Below are 19917 nucleotides of genomic sequence, written 5' to 3'. Positions count from 1 at the left end.
AGAGAAAGTACGGTGGCAAAAGCAAGAAGGAAACACCTGTAACCATGCCGAACACAGCAGTTAAGCTTCTTAACGCCGAGAGTAGTTGGTGGGAGACTGCCTGCGAGGGTAGGAAGCTGCCGTGCTTTTTTAATATTCCGGCTTAGCTCAGTTGGTAGAGCGCTTGACTGTTAATCAAGATGTCGTCAGTTCGAGTCTGACAGCCGGAGTTTTTTCTTGGAGTGTTGTCCGAGTGGCTTAAGGAGCATGATTGGAAATCATGTATATGGGCTTTACCTGTATCGAGAGTTCAAATCTCTCACACTCCGCTGTATAATGATAAAAGGCTGATACAGCAATGTATCTAGCCTTTTTATTTGCTTTCGCACGGCAAAAAGCAAAAAAAAGTTAAATGTTTAATTTTCTAATTGAATCGATCGCATCATCTTTGTTCTTTTTGGAAATGTGAGTATAAATGTCTATAGTCATTTTTATGTTTTCATGGCCAAGAAGCATTTGAACTGTTTTAGGCTTAACATCAGTTTCGCTAATAAGTAGAGTAGCAAAGGTGTGGCGGAAGCCATGGACGGTGATTCGTCTTAATTGCGGATTAGCTTTATAGATTTTGTGCAGCCAGTTGCCTGGAGCTGTCAAATTATAGTAGTTTCCATTTTGTTCATGAAAAACTACTTTGTAGAATATTTTTTGCTTTTTGCGATAATCGATCAGTGCTTCAGCTAAATCCTGTGAAATCGGCAAAGTTCGTTTTGATTTTTTGCTTTTAGGCGGCTGCATGATAATCTTGTTATCTAAGCCATAAGCAAGAGTTTTATTAACTGAAAGTGTCATATTGTCTAAGTCAATATCTTTCCAGGTTAGTGCCAATGCTTCCGAGCGTCTCAAACCTGTCGATGACAGCAATTTAAAATATGTATAAGGTGTTATAGCATATTCTTTAGCAGCTGTCAGAAATTCTTCCAATTCTTCCCGCGTATAAACATTGTGCTCAATGTCTCTTCTGGGGCGGGTAGTTTTTTTAGGCATAATTATTCTTTTTGTGGGATTACTCTTAACATAGCCCAGTCGAATCGCATATTCGAATAATCTGCTAAGTATACGGACAGTTTCTTTGTATTTGACAATCTCTTTAGATTTGGCATCAGCAAATTTTTGGATCGTTTTAACTTGAATTTTATCTAAATACTTATCGCCAAAAGCAGGTTTAAGGTGATTGTGATATATTTGATTAACTTTATTAGCAGTTGACTGTTTTACCTGTCCCTTATAGTTATCAAACCAAAGAGCATAAATCTCATCAGTTTTGATTATCTTTGGTTTCTGATACCCGGTTGTACCATTGGCACGTAATTGGTCATAAGTGATTTTGGCATCGTTATAAGTCTTAAATCCTTGGCGAGTGATATTAACGCGCTTACCGTTTTCATCAATACCAAGATAGAGGTGGAACTTAAAAATACGTTCACCTCTTTTATTTTTGTATTCTTTTATGTGTTCATCACGCTTGGGCATAATTTTCCTCCGTAATAGTTAAAAGATTAATAAGGAGTGTTGCTTATTGTTATATCGCTATGGTACCAATTCAAGAAAATTGCCAAAAACAAAACGGCAAAATTAAGACCACTGATAAACCAAAACCAGGAACTTTGTAAAAAGTAATATTTATATTTGAGTTTTTGCCAAAAAGCTAAGCCTCGTTTAATCAAACTCAGTTCTTGTCTTCGAAAGTAAAAAATGGTGATTGCTAACAAAAAATTGATAAAAGTAGTACTAAAAAATATTTGGTGTAAAAAATTCAGGTTTCATCCTTATTAATTTCAAACTTAAGTAATTGTAATTTTGTGATATTATGAACAAAAAAGAATTAATCTGACAGTTACTACGAAAATTTCGAAAAAAGCACAAAAATTTCTGGACAAGTCAAAAATGTTATGCTAAATTATTAAGAGTGGTCAGGAGATGACGACAATTTGGAGGATTAGCTCAGCTGGGAGAGCATCTGCCTTACAAGCAGGAGGTCACAGGTTCGAGCCCTGTATCCTCCATAAATAGTGGTGGTGTGAAATAAGTTTGCACCGCCATTATTTATGGAATGATAATATTGAATCAAATTATTTAATTTGTCTTTTGATAGGTATATTATTAAATTGCCTTGATTCAGAAATATTGACCCGTTGGTCAAGTGGTTAAGACATCGCCCTTTCACGGCGGTAACATGGGTTCAAATCCCGTACGGGTCACTTTGGAGGATTAGCTCAGCTGGGAGAGCATCTGCCTTACAAGCAGGAGGTCACAGGTTCGAGCCCTGTATCCTCCATCGTTCTAGGATTACCGGATCTGCGGTGATCCTATTTTTTTACAAGAAGAACGAATTAGTTATCGGTTCAAGTCCTGAAAGGATCCATTAGTGGAGCTGCCTTGTAACCGAATAGTATTGTATATCTATAGGGGGACTACTATTATGGAAAAACGTTTATTTACCTCGGAATCAGTTTCTGAAGGACATCCTGATAAGATTGCGGATCAAATTTCGGATGCAATTTTAGATGCAATTATGGCTAAAGACCCTGAAGCTCATGTAGCATGTGAAACCATCGTTAATACTGGGATTGTTTATGTTTTTGGTGAAATATCAACAAGTGCATACGTTGATATCCAAGCAATTGTTCGTAAAACAGTTTTACGAATTGGCTACGATAAGCCTGAACTTGGTTTTGATGGTAATAACTGTGCTGTTTTGCTTGATATTGATGAACAGTCACCTGATATTGCACAGGGAGTGGATCATTCGCTTGAAACAAGGGAAAATAAGGATGACCAAGATCAACTTGACCAAATTGGCGCAGGTGACCAAGGATTAATGTTTGGTTTTGCAATTAAAGAAACACCAGAACTGATGCCACTGCCAATTTCATTGGCTCATGCATTAATGCGACAAGTGTCTAAATTACGTAAAGATGGTACGTTGACTTGGTTGGAACCGGATGCGAAAGCCCAAGTTACTGTAGAGTATGATGAAAATAATAAACCGAAGCGCGTTGATACTGTCGTTATTTCAACGCAAACAAATGCTGAGGTAACCAATGAAGAAATCCGTCAGGCTATGATTGATTTAGTAATCAAAAAAGTCATTCCTGCAAAATATCTTGACAAAGAAACTAAGTACTTAATTAATCCTTCGGGCCGATTCGTAATTGGTGGACCTAAAGGTGATTCAGGATTAACTGGTCGAAAAATTATCGTGGATACATACGGCGGATATGCTCGTCATGGTGGAGGAGCATTCTCAGGTAAGGATGCAACCAAAGTTGACCGTAGTGCTAGTTATGCTGCGCGCTACGTAGCCAAGAACATCGTTGCAGCTGGATTAGCATATCGCTGCGAGGTACAACTTGCCTACGCTATTGGTGTTGCAAATCCTGTATCAGTCATGATTGATACCTCAGGTACTGGTAAAGTAAGTGATGAATTGTTAACTAAAGCTGTTCGTCATATTTTTGATTTGCGTCCCGCAGGAATTATTAAAATGCTAGACTTGCGTCGGCCTATTTATGAACAAACTGCTGCCTATGGTCATTTTGGACGTACTGACATTGATTTGCCATGGGAACATATCGATAAAGTTCAGAAACTACTAGATTTTGTTCAAGAGAATAATTAGTTAGGATATGTAATTTTGAAAAAAACAAATGTATTAATAATTACACTTGCAATTTTTATGACAACCTTTATGTCTGCTATTGAAGGCACGATTGTCTCAACCGCTATGCCAACGATTGTTTCAGACCTTAATGGTCTAGAAATTATGAACTGGGTTGTTTCAATCTTCCTATTTATGACCGCTGTATCGACCCCGCTATATGGAAAATTATCAGATAGCATTGGTCGTAAACCAGTCTTTTTATTTGGGATAGCCTTATTTGTTGTTGGTTCTGCGCTTTGTGGTCAAGCACATAACATGATCGAACTAATTTTATTTCGCGTTATTCAAGGCTTAGGTTCTGGTGCTGTTCAACCGGTGGCAATGACGATTATTGCGGATTTATATAGTTTGGATAAACGTGCAAAAATGCTTGGCCTTAATTCTGGCTTTTGGGGAGTAGCCTCTGTTATTGCCCCACTTCTTGGTGGTTTTATTGTTCAAAAATTATCTTGGCATTGGGTTTTTTATATTAATGTTCCAATTGGACTGATTGCTTTCTTGTTAGTTGTAATATTCTTACATGAAAGTAAAGAAACTAAGAAGACCAGATTAGATATTCAAGGTACATTCTGGTTAGTCGCTTTATTGTTGGCTTTAATGTTTACACTTCAAGAGCTAAGTTCTCTGAGCCCAATATTTATCACTTTATTAGCAGCTTTAATTATTGTAAGTGCGATTGCCTTCTTCAAGGCAGAAAAACGAGCTACTGATCCAATTATGCCATTATCAATTTTAAAAGATCGAGAATTTCAAGCTGTAAATATGATTACACTCTTAATTTCAGGTGTAGTAATTGGCTTTGAATTTTATATCCCAACATGGATGCAAGGGATTAATGGCACATCTGCAACTATTGCCGGATTTGCTGTTACACCTAGTTCTGTAATGTGGGTCGTTGGCTCATTTGTAATCGGTGGATTACTTAAACACTGGGGTGTGCGTAAATCTTTCTTTGGGATGCTGACCCTACTCTTAATTGCTGACATACTCTTATTAGTAGTTCCAATCTATACACCATTTTGGGTCTTTTGCTTCATAGCAGTTATAAATGGCTTGGCCTTTGGATCAATTATTACTGCTGCGCAAGTCCGTTCACAGGTTTTAGTTGAGCCGCAAAACGTTGGTGTAGCAACATCCTTCAATACTTTAATGCGCTATCTAGGCCAAACCATGTTGGTGTCTATTTATGGTATTACTTTCAATACGGTTGTCGCAAACCAGATAGCTAAAAGACCAGAACTCACCCAAAACATGATGAACAAAATAGTGTCTGCAGCCAAGGCAAAAGAGTTGGCTCCTAACTTGGTGCCGCAATTACGTCAGGTTCTATTCAGTGGTTTAAAAGGCGTTTATATCGTTTCACTAATTGCAATTATTTTGTCATTTATTTTCAATTGTATTTATAAAAGAAAATAATAAAATTTGAATGAAACAGTTTAGGAAGCTATTAATTAGCTGGATGCTTTTTGATTAGTCCACTTTTGATTGTTTTAATCATAAAAGTAAAAAAACAGGCAAACTTTGCCTGTTTTTCTTTGACTACATATTTTATCATCATATTGATAACTTCTTAATTCTCTAAATAATAATGATATAAGAAAGAATAACCAATTAATAGAAAAGTAATTCCTTCTAAAAATCCACCCAATACGTCTGAAGGGTAATGGACGTGATCAAATATTCTGGTATAACCAATTAATAATGGAAAACACACCCAAACAATACACAAAACTACTTTTAACGGTTTGTTTTTAATTAATAGAATTGTTAAGATAATTAGAATTCCAAACAAGGTTGCACTGCCAACCGAATGTCCAGAGGGAAAGCTGTACCCGTGAGCTTCAACTAAGTGGTGTACGAATGGTCGATGACGGGCAATTGCATGTTTACTAATCCAGTTATAACCGTTAGCAGCTATCATGGTTCCAGCGGTAAAAAACATGTAAGCATATTTTTTAAAGATTATCAGAACTATACAGAGAATAATTGTTTCAATTGTAATAACACTGGTATTTCCCAAAACGGTAAATGTAGTTGCAAACTTGATATTAACCGGATTATTATTGCAGATTAGTTCAATTATATTTTGATCAAATTGATAAATAAATTGGTTTCCTGATGCAACAAGCATTGCCCAAATAGCATATAAAACCAAAAAAATTGTTGCGGGAATAATTGAGTCTTTTCTTGAACGGTTGTCGGTAATCAATAACTTTCTCCTCTTATTTTTATACTTCGGTTAAATTATAATCATTATTGCTAAAAAAATAAAGCGATGTAGTGGCTTTCTCTATTTAATATACTTCTAAGACTGTCTTAGCCTCTTGCTTTTTCCCACATTTGTGGTAAATTATAATCATTAATTAAGTAAAGGATTAGGAACTAGTAACTATTATGCCTTGGAATAGAGAAGAGCCGGGTGGTGCAAGGCTTGCAAGACATGTAGCGAACTGAGCCTGAGTGATGCCTATCGTTTGCTATCCGCGTTAAGGAGCAACGAGGGTCACGCCATAGGGTGCGTGAAACTTAGGTGGTACCGCGATTATTCGTCCTATGAAATTTCATAGGACTTTTTTTATGAGGTAAAGTATGTACAATCACAAAGTTGTTGAGAAAAAATGGCAGGATTATTGGGCTAAAAATCAAACATTTAAAACAGGTAACGATCCTCAACGGAAAAATTATTATGCTTTAGATATGTTCCCTTTCCCATCAGGTAAGGGATTACACGTTGGTCATCCAGAAGGTTACACCGCAACGGATGTTGTTTCGCGAATGAAACGCAGCCAAGGATATAATGTTCTTCACCCAATGGGATGGGATGCTTTTGGATTGCCAACTGAACAGTATGCATTACAAACTGGTCAGGATCCAGCAGTTGTAACAAAGGAAAATATTACTAATTTTAAGCGCCAACTTAACAAACTTGGCTTTTCTTATGATTGGAACCGAGAAATTGCAACCAGTGATCCTAAATATTATAAGTGGACACAATGGACATTCGAGCAAATGTATAAAAATGGCTTAGCCTATGAAGCAGAGGTTCCAGTTAATTGGTCACCGGATTTGGGTACAGTTGTTGCTAATGAAGATATTGTTGATGGTAAAACTGAACGTGGTGGGTACCCAATTTATCGCCGTAATATGAAACAGTGGATGTTGCGGATTACTAAGTATGCAGATCGATTATTAGCTGGACTAGATAACCTTGATTGGCCAGAAAATATTAAAGAAATGCAGCGTAATTGGATTGGACGTTCAGTTGGAGCACAAGTTACCTTTAGAGTAGAAAATTCATCCGAAAAATTTGATGTTTTCACTACTCGCCCAGATACCCTATTTGGTGCTTCTTACGCTGTATTAGCTCCAGAAAATAAATTAGTCCAAAAAATCATGACGGCTGATCATCAAGCTGAAGTTGCAGCATATCTTAAACAAATTGAATCTAAGTCTGATCTCGAAAGAACTGACTTAAATAAAAGTAAGACCGGGGTCTTTACAGGAGCTTATGCAATTAATCCGGTAAATAATGAAAAAATTCCAATTTGGATTGCCGACTATGTTTTAGCAAGTTATGGTACCGGTGCGGTAATGGCTGTGCCAGCGCATGATACAAGAGACTATGAGTTTGCCCAAAAGTATAATTTGCCAATTAAAGCCGTAATTAAGGGCGGAAATATTTCTAAAGAAGCATATACTGGGGATGGTCCGCACTTTGACTCTGAATTTTTAAATGGGCTAACCATTGACGATGCAAAGAAGAAAATGGTGGCTTGGCTGCAAGAGCATAATGTTGGCCAAGAAAAAGTTAATTACAAGTTGCGTGATTGGGAATTTAGCCGTCAGCGTTACTGGGGTGAACCAATTCCGGTTATCCATTGGGAAGATGGTGAAACAACACTTGTCCCTGAAGATGAGCTGCCACTTGTATTACCACATGCAACTGATATTAAACCATCAGGCACTCCAGAAAGCCCGTTAGTAAACTTGAAAGACTGGGTTAATGTGGTAGATAAAAATGGCCGTAAGGGTAAGCGTGAAACCAATACAATGCCTAACTGGGCTGGTTCGTCGTGGTATTTCTTGCGTTACGTTGATCCGCATAATGATCAAAAATTAGCAGATTATGATTTGCTTAAACAGTGGTTACCAGTTGATTTGTACATTGGTGGCGCTGAGCATGCTGTCCGGCACTTGCTTTATGCTAGGTTTTGGAATATGGTTCTTTATGATCTTGGCGTTGTACCTAATGAAGAGCCATTCCAGCGCCTATACAACCAGGGGCTTATTTTGAAAGATCATGAAAAGATGTCTAAGTCCAAGGGCAACGTTGTTAATCCAGATGAAGTAATCGACGAATATGGTGCTGACAGTTTGCGTATGTATGAAATGTTTATGGGACCATTAGATGCTTCTATTGATTGGGACGATAATGGTCCAGCATCTACAAAGAAATTCCTGGATCGAATTTGGCGTCTTTTTGTAAATGACCTTGATCTTGAAGCTATTCCACAAGCCAATATTGTTAATGACAATGATGGTACTCTTGATAAAGTTTATAATGAAACTGTTAAAAAGGTAACTGAAGACTTTGAGGCTTTACACTTCAATACAGCAATTTCTCAACTAATGGTCTTTATCAATGAAGCCCAAAAAGCAAAACAAATTCCGCGAGAATATGCCGAAGGATTTATTACTTTGATTGCTCCAATAGCACCGCATATGATGGAAGAAATATGGCAAATCTTTGGTCATGAAGAATCGGTAACCTTTGCTAAGTGGCCAACTTATGATCCAGCTAAATTAGTTGAGTCAGTTGCTGAAATTATGGTTCAGGTTAATGGTAAGCTACGTGGAAACTTTAATGCCCCAGTGAATACAGCAAAAGATGAAGTAGAAAAACAGGCTTTAGCTTTGCCACATGTACAAAAGTTTTTAACTGGTAAAGAAGTCAAAAAAGTTATTGTTGTTCCAAATAAGATTGTCAATATCGTTGCTAAATAAAGTTAATTTTTCCTAAAATGGTTAGTATATTTGTTGTTAAGTAACGCTTTTGTTGCAAAATAGATTAGTTAGTAAACTAGATTTAGGGAATATTAATGAAAGAAAATAATTCAACAAAACAAAGCACGCAAGATGTCTTTATCAAGGGTAGTGCGTGGATGACTTTTGGTTCTATTACTTCGCGCATATTAGGAGCATTGTACATCATTCCATGGTTCCAATGGATGTCGCCTTATGGCAACATTGCCAATGCACTGACTGCACGAAGTTATAATATTTATAGTATTTTTATTCTAATTTCAACTGCAGGAATTCCGGGAGCAGTTGCAAAACAAGTTGCAAAATATAATGCAATGAATGAGTATGGAGTCGGCCGTAAGCTGTTTCGCCGAGGACTAGTTTTGATGGTCATCCTGGGAGTCATATCAGCTGCAGTGATGTATTTTGCCTCACCTCTTTTGGCTTCAAATGGATCAAGAAGTGATCCAAGGCAAGTTGCCGTGATGCGGAGTTTGTCTTATGCCATTTTGATAATTCCAATTTTGAGTATCATGCGAGGTTATTTTCAAGGGTATGCAGATATGATGCCGTCGGCTTTATCACAATTTATTGAGCAATTGGCACGAGTAGTTTGGATGTTGTTGACAGCTTATGTGATTATGCAAGTACAACACGGTAACTTTGTTGATGCTGTGGTGCAATCAAACCTAGCAGCAGCTATAGGTGCATTTTTTGGAATTGTTATTTTAGCTTGGTTTTTACTTTCTCGACGGAAAAATTTAAATTATTTGGTTGAAAATTCAGAAAACAAAATACAGGTTTCAACCTTTGCATTGTTTTCTGAAATAATTGAGCAAGCCATTCCGTTTATTATTATTGATGCTGGAATCCAACTTTTTTATTTAGTAGATCAATACACTTTTCACCCAATAATTGCTAGTCTGACTCATGCTAGCTACAATACGATTGAAATATGGTATGCACTGTTTGCACTTAATGCTAACAAATTAATTATGATTATTGTTTCACTTGCCAGTGCAATGGCTGTCACTGCTATACCATTGCTTTCGGCTGCAAGAGCAAAACACGATTATCATAGCATTTCCGATCAGGTTGGTAATACGCTCGATTTGTTCTTGTTTGTAATGATTCCAGCTGCATTTGGAATGGCCAGTATTGCTACACCAGTTTATACTATTTTCTACGGTTATGATCAATTAGGATCAAATGTCTTATATTTATCATCTTTTACAGCTATCACTTTGGGTTTGTTTACTGTATTAATGGCAATCCTTCAGGGATTATCAGAAAATAGTTTGGCAATCAAATATTTGATATTAGGGATTTTGGTTAAGTTAATAATCCAATATCCAATGATTTATGTTTTTAAAATTTTCGGCCCCCTAATTGCAACTAATTTAGGCATGCTGGTTATTATTTTCTTGGCTCTTAAACATCTTGAAGTGACTTTTGATTTTAACAAGGACAGAACGAGTCGACGCTTTATCGGAATTACTGTTTTCTCATTAATTATGTTTTTCGGCGTCTTATTAATGCAAAAAGGCTTAGAAATATTCTTGAAGCCAACTAGGAGTTTGCCAGCACTTGTGATTGTCGTAGCTTCAATCATTGTTGGTGGGTTAATATATGGTATTGCTGCGATAAAATCGAACTTAGCCCAAAAAATATTGGGTGACAAGGTTGTCCCTATATTACGTAAATTACATCTTAAAGCATAGAAAAACGCTATTGCCTTATTTGAGCAATAGCGTTTTTGGTTTGAATTGCAAAAAGAAAAGCTTTTTGCTGCCCCTGCCAAGGAGCTATTTTAACAGTTAAATTAGGTATGTACAACCTTAAAGTTGACGATATTCACCATCGTCATTTGGATCATGCTTGGGTTTAGAAGGCATAACAATCGCGGCAATAAGATACATTATTAAGCCAAATTGTGTGCAAAAAGCTAAAACACCGCCACCAATTCTTGTCCATGCTTTGTCCCAACCAAAGTATTCAGCAATACCACCAAATACACCTGCAACGATTCTATCATTAGATTTAGTTAGCTGTTTGTTCATGATTTTTTAAGTACCCATAATAGTCTTATCTCGAAAGGACTATTATTCATTCCTTTCTGACATTATAATAATACAATTATGTTAAAATAGCAAAGTAAAGTCTGATAATACACAAAAAGACTAATCCATATGGATTAGTCTTTATTAATTATTAAATGCCCCGAAAAAGATTCGAACTTTCACTTAGTTACCTAAACAGCGACCTGAACGCTGCGCGTCTGCCAATTCCGCCATCGGGGCAAGTTATATTAAAACCAGTAATAATAATACCAAAAATTTGGTAAAATGTAAGCATAAAATGCAAATAAATTTCAAAAACATTCTGAAAGGGGTTTTATCTCATTGAAGCATAAAATCAAAAATATAACTTTGGTTCTAGTTGCGATAATTGGACTGCTTTTACCGATAAGAACAGTTAGCGCCCAAGAAGTACCGACTAATTATCATCATGATCAATTAGACCTAAAAGCGAAATCTGCTATTGCAATCGATAGTAAAAGTGGACAAATTCTATATGGAAAAAATGTCAATCAATCATTACCAATTGCATCAATGACTAAATTAGTGACGGTTTATTTGACCCTTAAGGCTATAGATGAGGGAAAAATCAAGTGGGATACAACTTTACGGCCTACAAGGCAAATTGTTGCTGTTTCTACTAATCGTGATTTTTCCAACGTCCCACTAAGAATGGGGCATTCTTATAATATTCAGCAGCTTTATCAAGCAACTCTCATAGAATCGGCTAATGGTGCGGCAATGATGCTTGCCCAAGCTGTTAGTGGTTCACAACTAGCCTTTGTTAAGCAAATGCGTATGCAATTGCAAAAGTGGGGAATTAATGATGCCAAAATTTATACAACCTGCGGCTTGCCTAATAAGAGTGTAGGTACAGATGCTTATCCAAATGTGACTAGCAACGCTGAAAATATGATGTCAGCAAAAGATATGGCAGTTGTGGGACAACATTTAGTTAATGACTTTCCAGAAATAATTAAAACAACAAAAATTCCACGCCTCGACTTTATTGATCAGAATTTCAAAACACCGATGACTAATTTTAATTGGATGCTTAAAGGCTTGCCCCAATATCACTCACAATTAAAAATTGATGGTTTAAAAACTGGCACAACAGATGCCGCTGGTGCCTGCTTTATTGCAACAGCTAAACATGCAGGTGCACGACTAATTACGGTTGTTATGGGAGCACGTCATTTAAATGGTACTGATCCAGCACGTTTTGAACAGACTGATATACTTTTGCGTTATCTGTACCACAATTACCATCCAGTTGTATTTCATCAAAATGAAGTGATTATGGGAGAAACAACTATTAAGGTCAATGCTGGTCAAAAAAAACAAGTTGGAATCGGAATGAAACAAAATAGTGCAATTTGGGTACCAACTAATCAGCAATTAAAGGCGAGATTAACTAATGAAACAGTTGATGCTCCTGTTAAAGTTGGCCAAATTGTTAGCTCATATAATTTTACCGCGGGTGGTTCAAAATTAATTTCTCTTAATAACCCTGATGGTATAAAGTTACCGGTTAGGGCTTTACAATCAACGACAAAAGTTAACATTTTTGTTCGGTTTTGGCGCTGGCTTTTTGGTGGATAGAATGATTGAAATTTCGCAAGCTGTATTGACTAAGGTTATTAAAAAGCGACGTAGTAAGAGTCACAAGGGTGATTATGGCCGCGTAATGTTAATTGGAGGTAATGAAAATTATGGTGGTGCCATTATCATGGCAGCTGAAGGAGCGCTAAATAGTGGAGCTGGATTGGTGGTAGTGGTGACTCATTCTCTTAATTTGACTGCCTTACATGCTAGGGATCCAGAAATTATGTATCTTGATTGGCACCAACACAATATTTCCGATTTAATTAAAAAAATGGAGGTTATTGTCTGCGGCCCTGGGCTAGGTCTTAAAGAGACGGCAAAAAATTTGCTGAAATTGCTTTGTCAAGAGATAACAAGTCATCAAACGCTAGTTCTAGATGCTAATGCACTAGATTTAATTGCAGCTAATCACCAGCTGTTACCAGAGAAAGCGGGTAAAATTATCCTTACTCCGCACCAAATGGAGTGGCAACGTCTTAGCCAAATTCATATTCCATTTCAAACCGATGCAGCAAATTTGGCAGCGCTAAATAATCTTTTTCCTAGAAAAAATGCTATTTTAGTGTTAAAGTCCAATCACACTAAGATTTATGATTCTAATGGTCAGATTTATCTTAATCCTTTGGGTAACCCGGGAATGGCTATTGGTGGTATGGGAGATACTTTAGCTGGAATTATTGGTGGCTTTACAGCACAGTTTGGTGCTGGAATTGATTCGATTTTAGCAGCAGTATATCTTCATTCCTTAGCTGGTGATAAGATTGCTCAAACGGAATATATAGTTAAACCAACGAAGTTAAGTGCATTAATCCCGCATTTGATGAAAGAATACGGTAGCTAACAATATTTTATAAATTAATTTGAGTTTGGAGAGATTAAGCCAGTATGAAAAATAATCTTTTAAAGCCAATTACATATTTTCTTATCCTGTTAATTTGTGTAATTAGTCTTGCGCGAATTTCCATGCCTAATAGTTCTAATGATGTCAGTGATTCCTCGACTAAGAAAATTTCCACTTTAAAAACTCCTGCGTCATATCGACCATATCATGATCCTAAGAACTTACGAGTACCATATAATTGGCGTAGAACTAGTCAAACTGGACCATATCCACATATAAAACGTTTAGAGAATGATTTGACAATTAGGGTTTCGCTTAAAGGTAATCGAGTTTATATACTGCGTGGTAATACAAGGGTCTATACAATGATTGCAAGTGCTGGTTTGTTTAAAAACGGCAAGTCACTAACACCGACTGGAACTTTCAAGATTAATCATAATCGGGGCTCCTCTTTTTATAATCCTCAATTGAACGAAGGCGCCAAGAACTGGGTAAGCTGGAGTAATGATGATACCTATCTTTTCCATTCTGTGCCAACCAAAAGTAATGGTAAATATAATATTAACCAAGCACGCAAATTAGGAGTGCAACCTGGTTCGCATGGCTGCATAAGGCTGAGTGTACCCGATTCGCGTTGGATTGTTGAACATGTCCCAGCTGAAACAAAAGTGGTAATTAAAAATAATTAAAAGTATTGGCTTGAACGTCTTTTCCTGTTATAATCTGAAATTGAAGAAGTTAGAAGTAGTAAGCAATTATGTTCACTCAGCGAGTTCGTGGTGGTGTGAGACGAACGAAAGAATTGTCTGAAGGCGTGTCTAACGGTAAATTTAACAAATTTAATAAGCGGATACTTTATCGTATCAAATAGAGTGGTACCGCGGGTGAAAACTCGTCTCTTCCTTCGTAATGAAGGAAGAGTTTTTTATTTGTCTTAGGAGGTAAAGATGAATTTCAAAACTAAAGTGGTTAAGTTAATAGCAAGTCAAGTTGATTTGCCTAAAGAGAAGATTAATCAATTAATTGAACGTCCTAAAAACGAAAAGTTGGGTGATTATGCTTTTCCAGCATTTACATTGGCAAAAGTGTTGCATCAAAATCCAGTTGAAATTGCTCAAGGTATTGCCGAAAAGTTGCAAAGTGAAGATTTTGCCAGTATTCAGGCAGTTGGACCATACGTTAACTTTGCTATTAATCATGAAAAGTTGATTTCACAAACTCTACAAGAAGTATTAACTCAAAAAGAGAATTATGGTGACCAACATTTAGGCGAGGGTAATGTTCCTATTGATATGTCTAGCCCTAATATTGCTAAGCCAATGTCAATGGGGCATTTACGTTCAACTGTGATTGGTAATTCGATTGCAGAAACCCTAAAAAAGGTGGGTTATACTCCAATTAAAATAAACCATTTAGGTGATTATGGTACTCAATTTGGTAAGTTAATCTCTGCTTATAAACATTGGGGTAATGAAGAAGATGTCAAAAAAGATCCAATTATGAATCTGTTTAAGTATTACGTTAAATTTCATGAAGAGGCTGAAAAAAATCCAGAACTTGATGATGAGGGACGTTCTTGGTTTAAAAAATTAGAAAAAGGAGAACCAGAAGCCGTTAAATTATGGCAATGGTTCCGTGATGTCTCCTTAGCTGATTTCAAGCGGATTTATCAAGAGTTAGGGGTTACCTTTGATTCGTATAAAGGTGAAGCTTTCTTCAACGACAAGATGCAGCCGGTAATTGACGAACTAAAAGAAAAAGGTTTACTGCATGAATCACGAGGTGCTCAAGTTGTTGATATGGGGGAAGATGAAAATCCTGCCATGATTGTGAAATCTGATGGTAGTAGTATTTATTTAACGCGGGATTTGGCTGCCGCAATTTACCGAATGAAAACTTACAATTTCGTCAAAATGCTCTATGTTGTCGGTAATGAGCAAGCACATCACTTCGTTGAATTGAAAACTGTTTTAAAGAAAATGGGATATGATTGGTCAGATGAAATTTATCATGTTCCGTTTGGGTTAATTACACAAAATGGAAAAAAGTTATCTACCAGAAAAGGCAACGTTGTATTCTTAGATCAAGTGTTAAAAGATGCAGTAAATCTTGCGCGTGAGCAGATTAATGAGAAAAATCCATCATTGGCTAATAAAGAGCAAGTTGCTCATGATGTCGGGGTTGGTGCCGTTGTTTTTCACGATTTAAAGAATGATCGAATTGAAAACTTTGACTTTGACTTAGATGAAGTAGTACGCTTTGAGGGTGATACCGGTCCTTATGTACAATACACTAATGCGCGTGCGCAAAGCGTTTTGCGTAAAGGTGAAGAATTGAGGAAAAAACCGAGTTTAGATGGTGTACAGCTTGATGATAACTGGGCTTTCGGTGTGGCAAAATCATTGGCTGATTTCCCAAGAATTATTAAACGCAGTAGTGAAAAATTTGAGCCTTCTGTGATTGCCAAATATTCATTGGATTTGGCTAAAAAGTTCAATAAATACTATGCTAACGTGAAGATATTAGTTAATGATGATCAAATCAATTCTCGCTTAGCACTTGTTCAAGCAACTTCTTTAGTCTTAACGGAAGCACTTCGGTTATTAGGTGTTAACGCACCAAAAGAAATGTAAATAAACATTTTTAAATAATAACGTTTACACCAGATAAAACCTTGTTCAATATTTAATTAATACGGTACAATAAGGCTGTAAGTTTAATAGGAGGAATTTATCAATGGCATATTTAGATAATGGTAATCAAATTTTTAAAGATGCGCGTAAGAACCACTATGCAGTTGGTGCTTATAACACTAACAACTTAGAATGGACACGTGCAATTTTACAAGCGGCTGAAGAAACTAGAACTCCAGTATTAATTCAAGTTTCAATGGGTGCTGCTAAGTATATGGGTGGCTACAAGATAGCTAAGGATATTGTTGAAGATTCAATTGACGCAATGGACATTTCTGTTCCAGTTGTATTGAATCTTGACCACGGTGACTTTGAAGCAGCTAAGGAATGTATTGCTCTTGGCTATTCATCAGTTATGTTTGATGGTCATGCTTTACCAACTGAAGAAAATTTAGCTAAAACTAAAGAAATCGTTAAGTTGGCTCATGAACGTGGAATTTCCGTTGAAGCAGAAATTGGTAAGATCGGTGAAAACCAGGGTTCAGAAGGTGGAGAACTTGCTTCTGTTGAAGATGCGAAAACTTTTGTTGCTGCTGGTGTTGACAAGCTTGCTTGTGGAATCGGTAATATCCACGGTGTTTACCCAAGCGACTGGAAAGGTTTGAACTTTGACCGTTTGAAGGAAATTGCTGATGCAGTTCCAGTTCCACTTGTATTGCACGGTGGTTCTGGTATTCCTGAAGAACAAGTTAAGAAAGCTATCTCACTTGGTATTTCTAAGGTTAACATCAATACTGAGTTCCAATTAGCATTCCAAGCAGCTACACGGAAGTACTTCGAAGCTCACAAGGATGAAGACAAGGCTAACAAGGGTTACGATCCTCGTAAGTTGTTACTTCCTGGTACTGAAGCAATTACTGACTCAATGAAAGAAATGATTACTTGGCTTGGTACTCCATCAATTGATGACAAGATTAAGTCAGCTGCATTTGACAAGAGTTCATTAAACTTAGAATAATTGCTATTTAGTTTATAAAATATATAAAAAAGGCTAACTCGATTATGGAGTTGGCCTTTTTTATATCTAATGGGGTAGATATTAGTACAAAAATTTTATCAAATTTTTCTTCAGAATTAATACCCTTTCAGATATTATTGCGTTAATAGTTATTTAAAACTACATCAATATACAAGAATATTTGATATGAATAATTTCTTCAATATGTCTTTAACGTAGGTTATTTCAAGTGATAGACTTTTGTTAGTTTTAGCGGTAGTAATAGAAAAGTCAATTTTAACTTTATCAGAAGGTAACTTAATGTAGTTAATATTGCTGTAGCAAGTATTTTGAACAGCTTCTAAACAAGTTGACATATTGCCAAGTCCTTTTCCAGCAAGCTTGAGAGCAGTGATGGAATCTCGAACATGAATTTTAGGGTAAAAACTAATTCCCATTTCATAAAAATAATTATCAACAATTTCTTGATAGCCTTGCTGACTATCAACTACAATAAAATTTTCGTGATTAAGTTGCTGCAATTCTTGTGGACTTACTTGAATTTCTTTTTTATGAGGATGATATAAATGGGAGTTTTTGCTTAAAACCAAGACTTGTTTATCGGTATATATTTGTTCACATTCAGTATTAGGAAGATGAATAATATTGCCAACAAATAAATCTAGTTGATAGTCCTTAAATGCTTTTTTTGCTTCTATCGTGCCTATTTCAATAGTTTCGGTGTTTAAAGCGGGAAATTTTTTTAATAATTCAGGTAGTATTGTTAAGTTGAAGTTTTGACCTAAAGGAGGGGTAATACCCATTCGTAAGGTGGAAAAATGCTTATTTTGGAATTGGTGAACTTCTACTTCAAATTGTCTTTCTAATTGTAAACTTTTACGTAAGTGTTTAATTAAAAGATGACCAGCGGGAGTTATTTGTATTGGATATGAATTTCTATCAATTAAAATAACATTATATTTTTGTTCATATTTTTTTATAACGCGACTAATGTACGGCTGTGTCAAATATAGCTTTTGTGCAGCTTCAGAAATAGAATTACTAGTTTCAATGGTTTCTAAAAACAGTAGTAATCGATTATTCATATTTAACGCCTATTCCTATTTAGTAATATTAATTTTAATAACTAAGCATTTAACATACATTAAATTATAGTGTTAAATGAAAATGTAGGCAAGATTAATTAATAAATGGAGAAATTTTATGATTAATACAAAAAAAGTTAAATGGGATGCAACTTATGATGTCGTTGTATTAGGTTTTGGTGGTGCTGGTGCTGTTGCCGCCAGATTTGCTGCAGATAATGGTGCAAAGGTTCTTTTAGTAGATAGTGCACCAGAAGGACATGAGGGTGGTAACACACGTTATTCAGCTCAATTAATTGGTACAGGAAGCGATTTTGCTAGTACTAAAAAATATTACCAAAATTTAACGGCACCAATGTCTCTTGACGAAGATATGATCGATACTTTTGTTAAGGGAATGATTGATATGCCCAATTTTGTTGCTAAATACTTAGAAACAAAACCGTGCAGTGCAAAAGAATATGCACCTGAACTAAGTGAATCTTATCGAGAATACCCTGAATTAAAGGGCTCTGAGTCGTATGACTACACAACTGTTCGTAAAAGCTATTTTGATGCATCTTTGTGGCAAGTTTTAAAAGATCAAGTAATTAAACGTCAAGATCAAATCGACGTTTTGTATAATACACCTGCTGAAAAGTTAGTCCAGGATCACGAAAGCCACCAAATTACTGGTGTTGTTATCAAGCGTAATGGGAAGTTACTTTGTGTCAGAGCAAAAAATGGTGTTGTTCTGGCTACTGGTGGTTTCGAAAATAATCAACGAATGGTAGAAGATTACTTAGGGGCTAAAAATCTAGCACCATTGGGTACACTTTATAATAAGGGTGACGGTATTCGTATGTCACAAGAAGTTGGGGCTGATTTTTGGCATATGAATAATTTCGAAGCACTCGGATTACTTCATGGTATGGCTTTTGCAGTGCCAAAAGGTGAGCGTGCTCGTTTACTCCTTGGTCAGCAAAATAAAGTTGTTTCAACAGGAAGTGTATTAGTTGTTGGTGATGACGGTACACGATATTTCAATGAAGCTGAAGAAAATAGACATGGACATATTAAAAACCATGGTCAATGGAAAGTGCCATTAAATCAAGAACATCCGTATCTTATTTTTGATGAAACAAAAAAGAAAGAACTTGATTCTGATGAAATTATTGGTGAATACAAGATATATACTCAAAATGTGGTTTCTGCAGATTCAATAGAGCAATTAGCTGAAAAAATTGATGTTGATCCTGAAATTCTTAGCGATACGTTAAAACGATTTAATCAATCAGCGAAAGAACAAAATGATCCAGAATTTCGACGTGATCCGACAACGATTTGTGCACTAACTGGTAAAAAAATTTATGCTGTTGGTTTGGAACAAACAGTGCTTAATACTCAAGGTGGACCAAGAAGAAACACTAAAGCTGAAGTTTTAGATACAGAAGGGAAACTAATTCCTCACTTGTATTCAGCAGGTGAATTAGGAGGACTATGCGCAAATCAATATCAAGGTGGAGGTAACCTAGCTGAGTGTTTGATTTGGGGTAAAATTGCTGGTGAAGAAGCTGCTCAAAGAAAAGAAGGAGACGCTTCTGTGGATATTGCTACTGGTACTTCAGAACATGAGGTATGTCTAACTTCAGATCTCAAACAAGAAGATTATCCGACCACTAAGAATCAATACATAGGTAGATCTAGTCGAGGGATGGGTGACGAAATAGTTGTTCGCGTAACAGTGGATGAAGAGAAAAATTTAAAAAATATTGAAGTTTTAAAGCAGGCAGAATCTGATGACTATGGCTTAAAGGCCATTAAGACGATGCCAGCTGAGATGATAAGGCAAAATAAAGTAGATGTTGATACAGTATCAGGAGCATCGAGTTCAAGTCGTGGATTAAAAGATGCAGTCAATGATGCTTTAAATAAGATAAAATAGCCTAACGACCA

The 19917-nt window shown here is 36.3% G+C and carries 14 protein-coding genes, 6 tRNA genes, 1 rRNA gene and 1 riboswitch; of the genes, 16 read left to right on the top strand and 5 right to left on the bottom strand.

The window, feature by feature from the left end; translation table 11 throughout:
* Nucleotides 1-8 precede the first annotated feature (8 nt).
* The 3 genes from rrf (at nucleotide 9) to F5ESL0228_RS06095 (ending at nucleotide 308) form a co-directional block, all read left to right on the top strand.
* Nucleotides 9-125 (top strand): 5S ribosomal RNA (gene rrf / locus F5ESL0228_RS06105).
* 11 nt (nucleotides 126-136) lie between these two features.
* A tRNA-Asn gene (locus F5ESL0228_RS06100) sits at nucleotides 137-209 on the top strand.
* Nucleotides 210-218: 9 nt separating this feature from the next.
* Nucleotides 219-308, top strand: a tRNA-Ser gene (locus tag F5ESL0228_RS06095).
* 79 nt (nucleotides 309-387) lie between these two features.
* Here F5ESL0228_RS06095 and F5ESL0228_RS06090 read toward each other — a convergent pair.
* Nucleotides 388-1509: a site-specific integrase gene (locus F5ESL0228_RS06090; protein ID WP_122023197.1), complete on the bottom strand. Its 1122-nt coding sequence runs from the start codon at nucleotides 1507-1509 to the stop codon at nucleotides 388-390.
* Nucleotides 1510-1969: 460 nt separating this feature from the next.
* On the opposite strand from F5ESL0228_RS06090, the gene F5ESL0228_RS06085 reads away from it, so the two are divergent.
* The 5 genes from F5ESL0228_RS06085 (at nucleotide 1970) to F5ESL0228_RS06065 (ending at nucleotide 5116) form a co-directional block, all read left to right on the top strand.
* Nucleotides 1970-2042: transfer RNA gene (locus F5ESL0228_RS06085), tRNA-Val, on the top strand.
* A gap of 123 nt (nucleotides 2043-2165) precedes the next feature.
* Nucleotides 2166-2237, top strand: a tRNA-Glu gene (locus F5ESL0228_RS06080).
* Nucleotides 2238-2241: 4 nt separating this feature from the next.
* A tRNA-Val gene (locus F5ESL0228_RS06075) sits at nucleotides 2242-2314 on the top strand.
* 60 nt (nucleotides 2315-2374) lie between these two features.
* A riboswitch (SMK box riboswitch) is annotated at nucleotides 2375-2461 on the top strand.
* A complete protein-coding gene (gene metK / locus F5ESL0228_RS06070; RefSeq protein ID WP_122023196.1) occupies nucleotides 2459-3658 on the top strand; it encodes a methionine adenosyltransferase in 1200 nt (399 codons plus the stop codon). It overlaps the preceding riboswitch by 3 nt.
* Before the next feature lie 15 nt (nucleotides 3659-3673).
* The gene (locus F5ESL0228_RS06065) at nucleotides 3674-5116 is read left to right on the top strand and encodes an MDR family MFS transporter (protein ID WP_122023195.1); all 1443 of its coding nucleotides are present in this window, start codon (nucleotides 3674-3676) and stop codon (nucleotides 5114-5116) included.
* A 154-nt stretch (nucleotides 5117-5270) separates the two neighbouring features.
* On the opposite strand, the gene F5ESL0228_RS06060 is transcribed toward F5ESL0228_RS06065, so the two are convergent.
* A complete protein-coding gene (locus tag F5ESL0228_RS06060) occupies nucleotides 5271-5909 on the bottom strand; it encodes a phosphatase PAP2 family protein (protein ID WP_233553555.1) in 639 nt (212 codons plus the stop codon).
* A gap of 380 nt (nucleotides 5910-6289) precedes the next feature.
* Between F5ESL0228_RS06060 and leuS the strand changes: the two genes are divergently transcribed.
* Nucleotides 6290-8704 (top strand): leucine--tRNA ligase, encoded by a 2415-nt coding sequence (leuS, locus tag F5ESL0228_RS06055; RefSeq protein WP_122018597.1) that lies wholly within the window; start codon nucleotides 6290-6292, stop codon nucleotides 8702-8704.
* Between the two features lie 95 nt (nucleotides 8705-8799).
* Nucleotides 8800-10443, top strand: a complete 1644-nt coding sequence (locus F5ESL0228_RS06050) for a polysaccharide biosynthesis protein (RefSeq protein ID WP_122023194.1) — start codon at nucleotides 8800-8802, stop codon at nucleotides 10441-10443.
* A gap of 117 nt (nucleotides 10444-10560) precedes the next feature.
* On the opposite strand, the gene F5ESL0228_RS06045 is transcribed toward F5ESL0228_RS06050, so the two are convergent.
* Together F5ESL0228_RS06045 and F5ESL0228_RS06040 are read right to left on the bottom strand one after the other, a co-directional pair.
* Nucleotides 10561-10782, bottom strand: a complete 222-nt coding sequence (locus F5ESL0228_RS06045) for a PspC domain-containing protein (RefSeq protein ID WP_122018592.1) — start codon at nucleotides 10780-10782, stop codon at nucleotides 10561-10563.
* A 156-nt stretch (nucleotides 10783-10938) separates the two neighbouring features.
* Nucleotides 10939-11022: transfer RNA gene (locus tag F5ESL0228_RS06040), tRNA-Leu, on the bottom strand.
* A 96-nt stretch (nucleotides 11023-11118) separates the two neighbouring features.
* Here F5ESL0228_RS06040 and F5ESL0228_RS06035 point away from each other — a divergent pair.
* The 5 genes from F5ESL0228_RS06035 (at nucleotide 11119) to fba (ending at nucleotide 16897) form a co-directional block, all read left to right on the top strand.
* Nucleotides 11119-12402 (top strand): serine hydrolase, encoded by a 1284-nt coding sequence (locus tag F5ESL0228_RS06035; RefSeq protein ID WP_122023193.1) that lies wholly within the window; start codon nucleotides 11119-11121, stop codon nucleotides 12400-12402.
* A gap of 1 nt (nucleotide 12403) precedes the next feature.
* Complete coding sequence (locus F5ESL0228_RS06030) at nucleotides 12404-13246, top strand: NAD(P)H-hydrate dehydratase (protein WP_122023192.1); 843 nt, start codon at nucleotides 12404-12406, stop codon at nucleotides 13244-13246.
* Nucleotides 13247-13290: 44 nt separating this feature from the next.
* Nucleotides 13291-13935: a L,D-transpeptidase gene (locus tag F5ESL0228_RS06025; RefSeq protein ID WP_122018586.1), complete on the top strand. Its 645-nt coding sequence runs from the start codon at nucleotides 13291-13293 to the stop codon at nucleotides 13933-13935.
* A gap of 258 nt (nucleotides 13936-14193) precedes the next feature.
* On the top strand, nucleotides 14194-15879 hold the full coding sequence (gene argS / locus F5ESL0228_RS06020; protein WP_122023190.1) for an arginine--tRNA ligase: 1686 nt from the start codon (nucleotides 14194-14196) through the stop codon (nucleotides 15877-15879).
* 103 nt (nucleotides 15880-15982) lie between these two features.
* Nucleotides 15983-16897, top strand: coding sequence for a class II fructose-1,6-bisphosphate aldolase (gene fba / locus F5ESL0228_RS06015; RefSeq protein WP_122023189.1), 915 nt, complete (start codon nucleotides 15983-15985; stop codon nucleotides 16895-16897).
* Nucleotides 16898-17061: 164 nt separating this feature from the next.
* Here the strand turns inward: fba and F5ESL0228_RS06010 are convergent, their stop codons facing one another.
* Nucleotides 17062-17982 carry a LysR family transcriptional regulator gene (locus F5ESL0228_RS06010; RefSeq protein ID WP_122023188.1) on the bottom strand — a complete coding sequence of 307 codons (921 nt, stop codon included), beginning with the start codon at nucleotides 17980-17982 and terminating at the stop codon, nucleotides 17062-17064.
* Nucleotides 17983-18100: 118 nt separating this feature from the next.
* Here F5ESL0228_RS06010 and F5ESL0228_RS06005 point away from each other — a divergent pair, with 118 nt between their 5' ends.
* The gene (locus F5ESL0228_RS06005) at nucleotides 18101-19906 is read left to right on the top strand and encodes an FAD-binding protein (RefSeq protein ID WP_122023186.1); all 1806 of its coding nucleotides are present in this window, start codon (nucleotides 18101-18103) and stop codon (nucleotides 19904-19906) included.
* Nucleotides 19907-19917 lie beyond the last annotated feature (11 nt).

Source organism: Lactobacillus sp. ESL0228, assembly GCF_003692825.1.
Classification (GTDB): domain Bacteria; phylum Bacillota; class Bacilli; order Lactobacillales; family Lactobacillaceae; genus Lactobacillus.
Note: the sequence above shows the minus strand (reverse complement) of the source record. Positions and strands in the feature narration are given on the sequence as shown.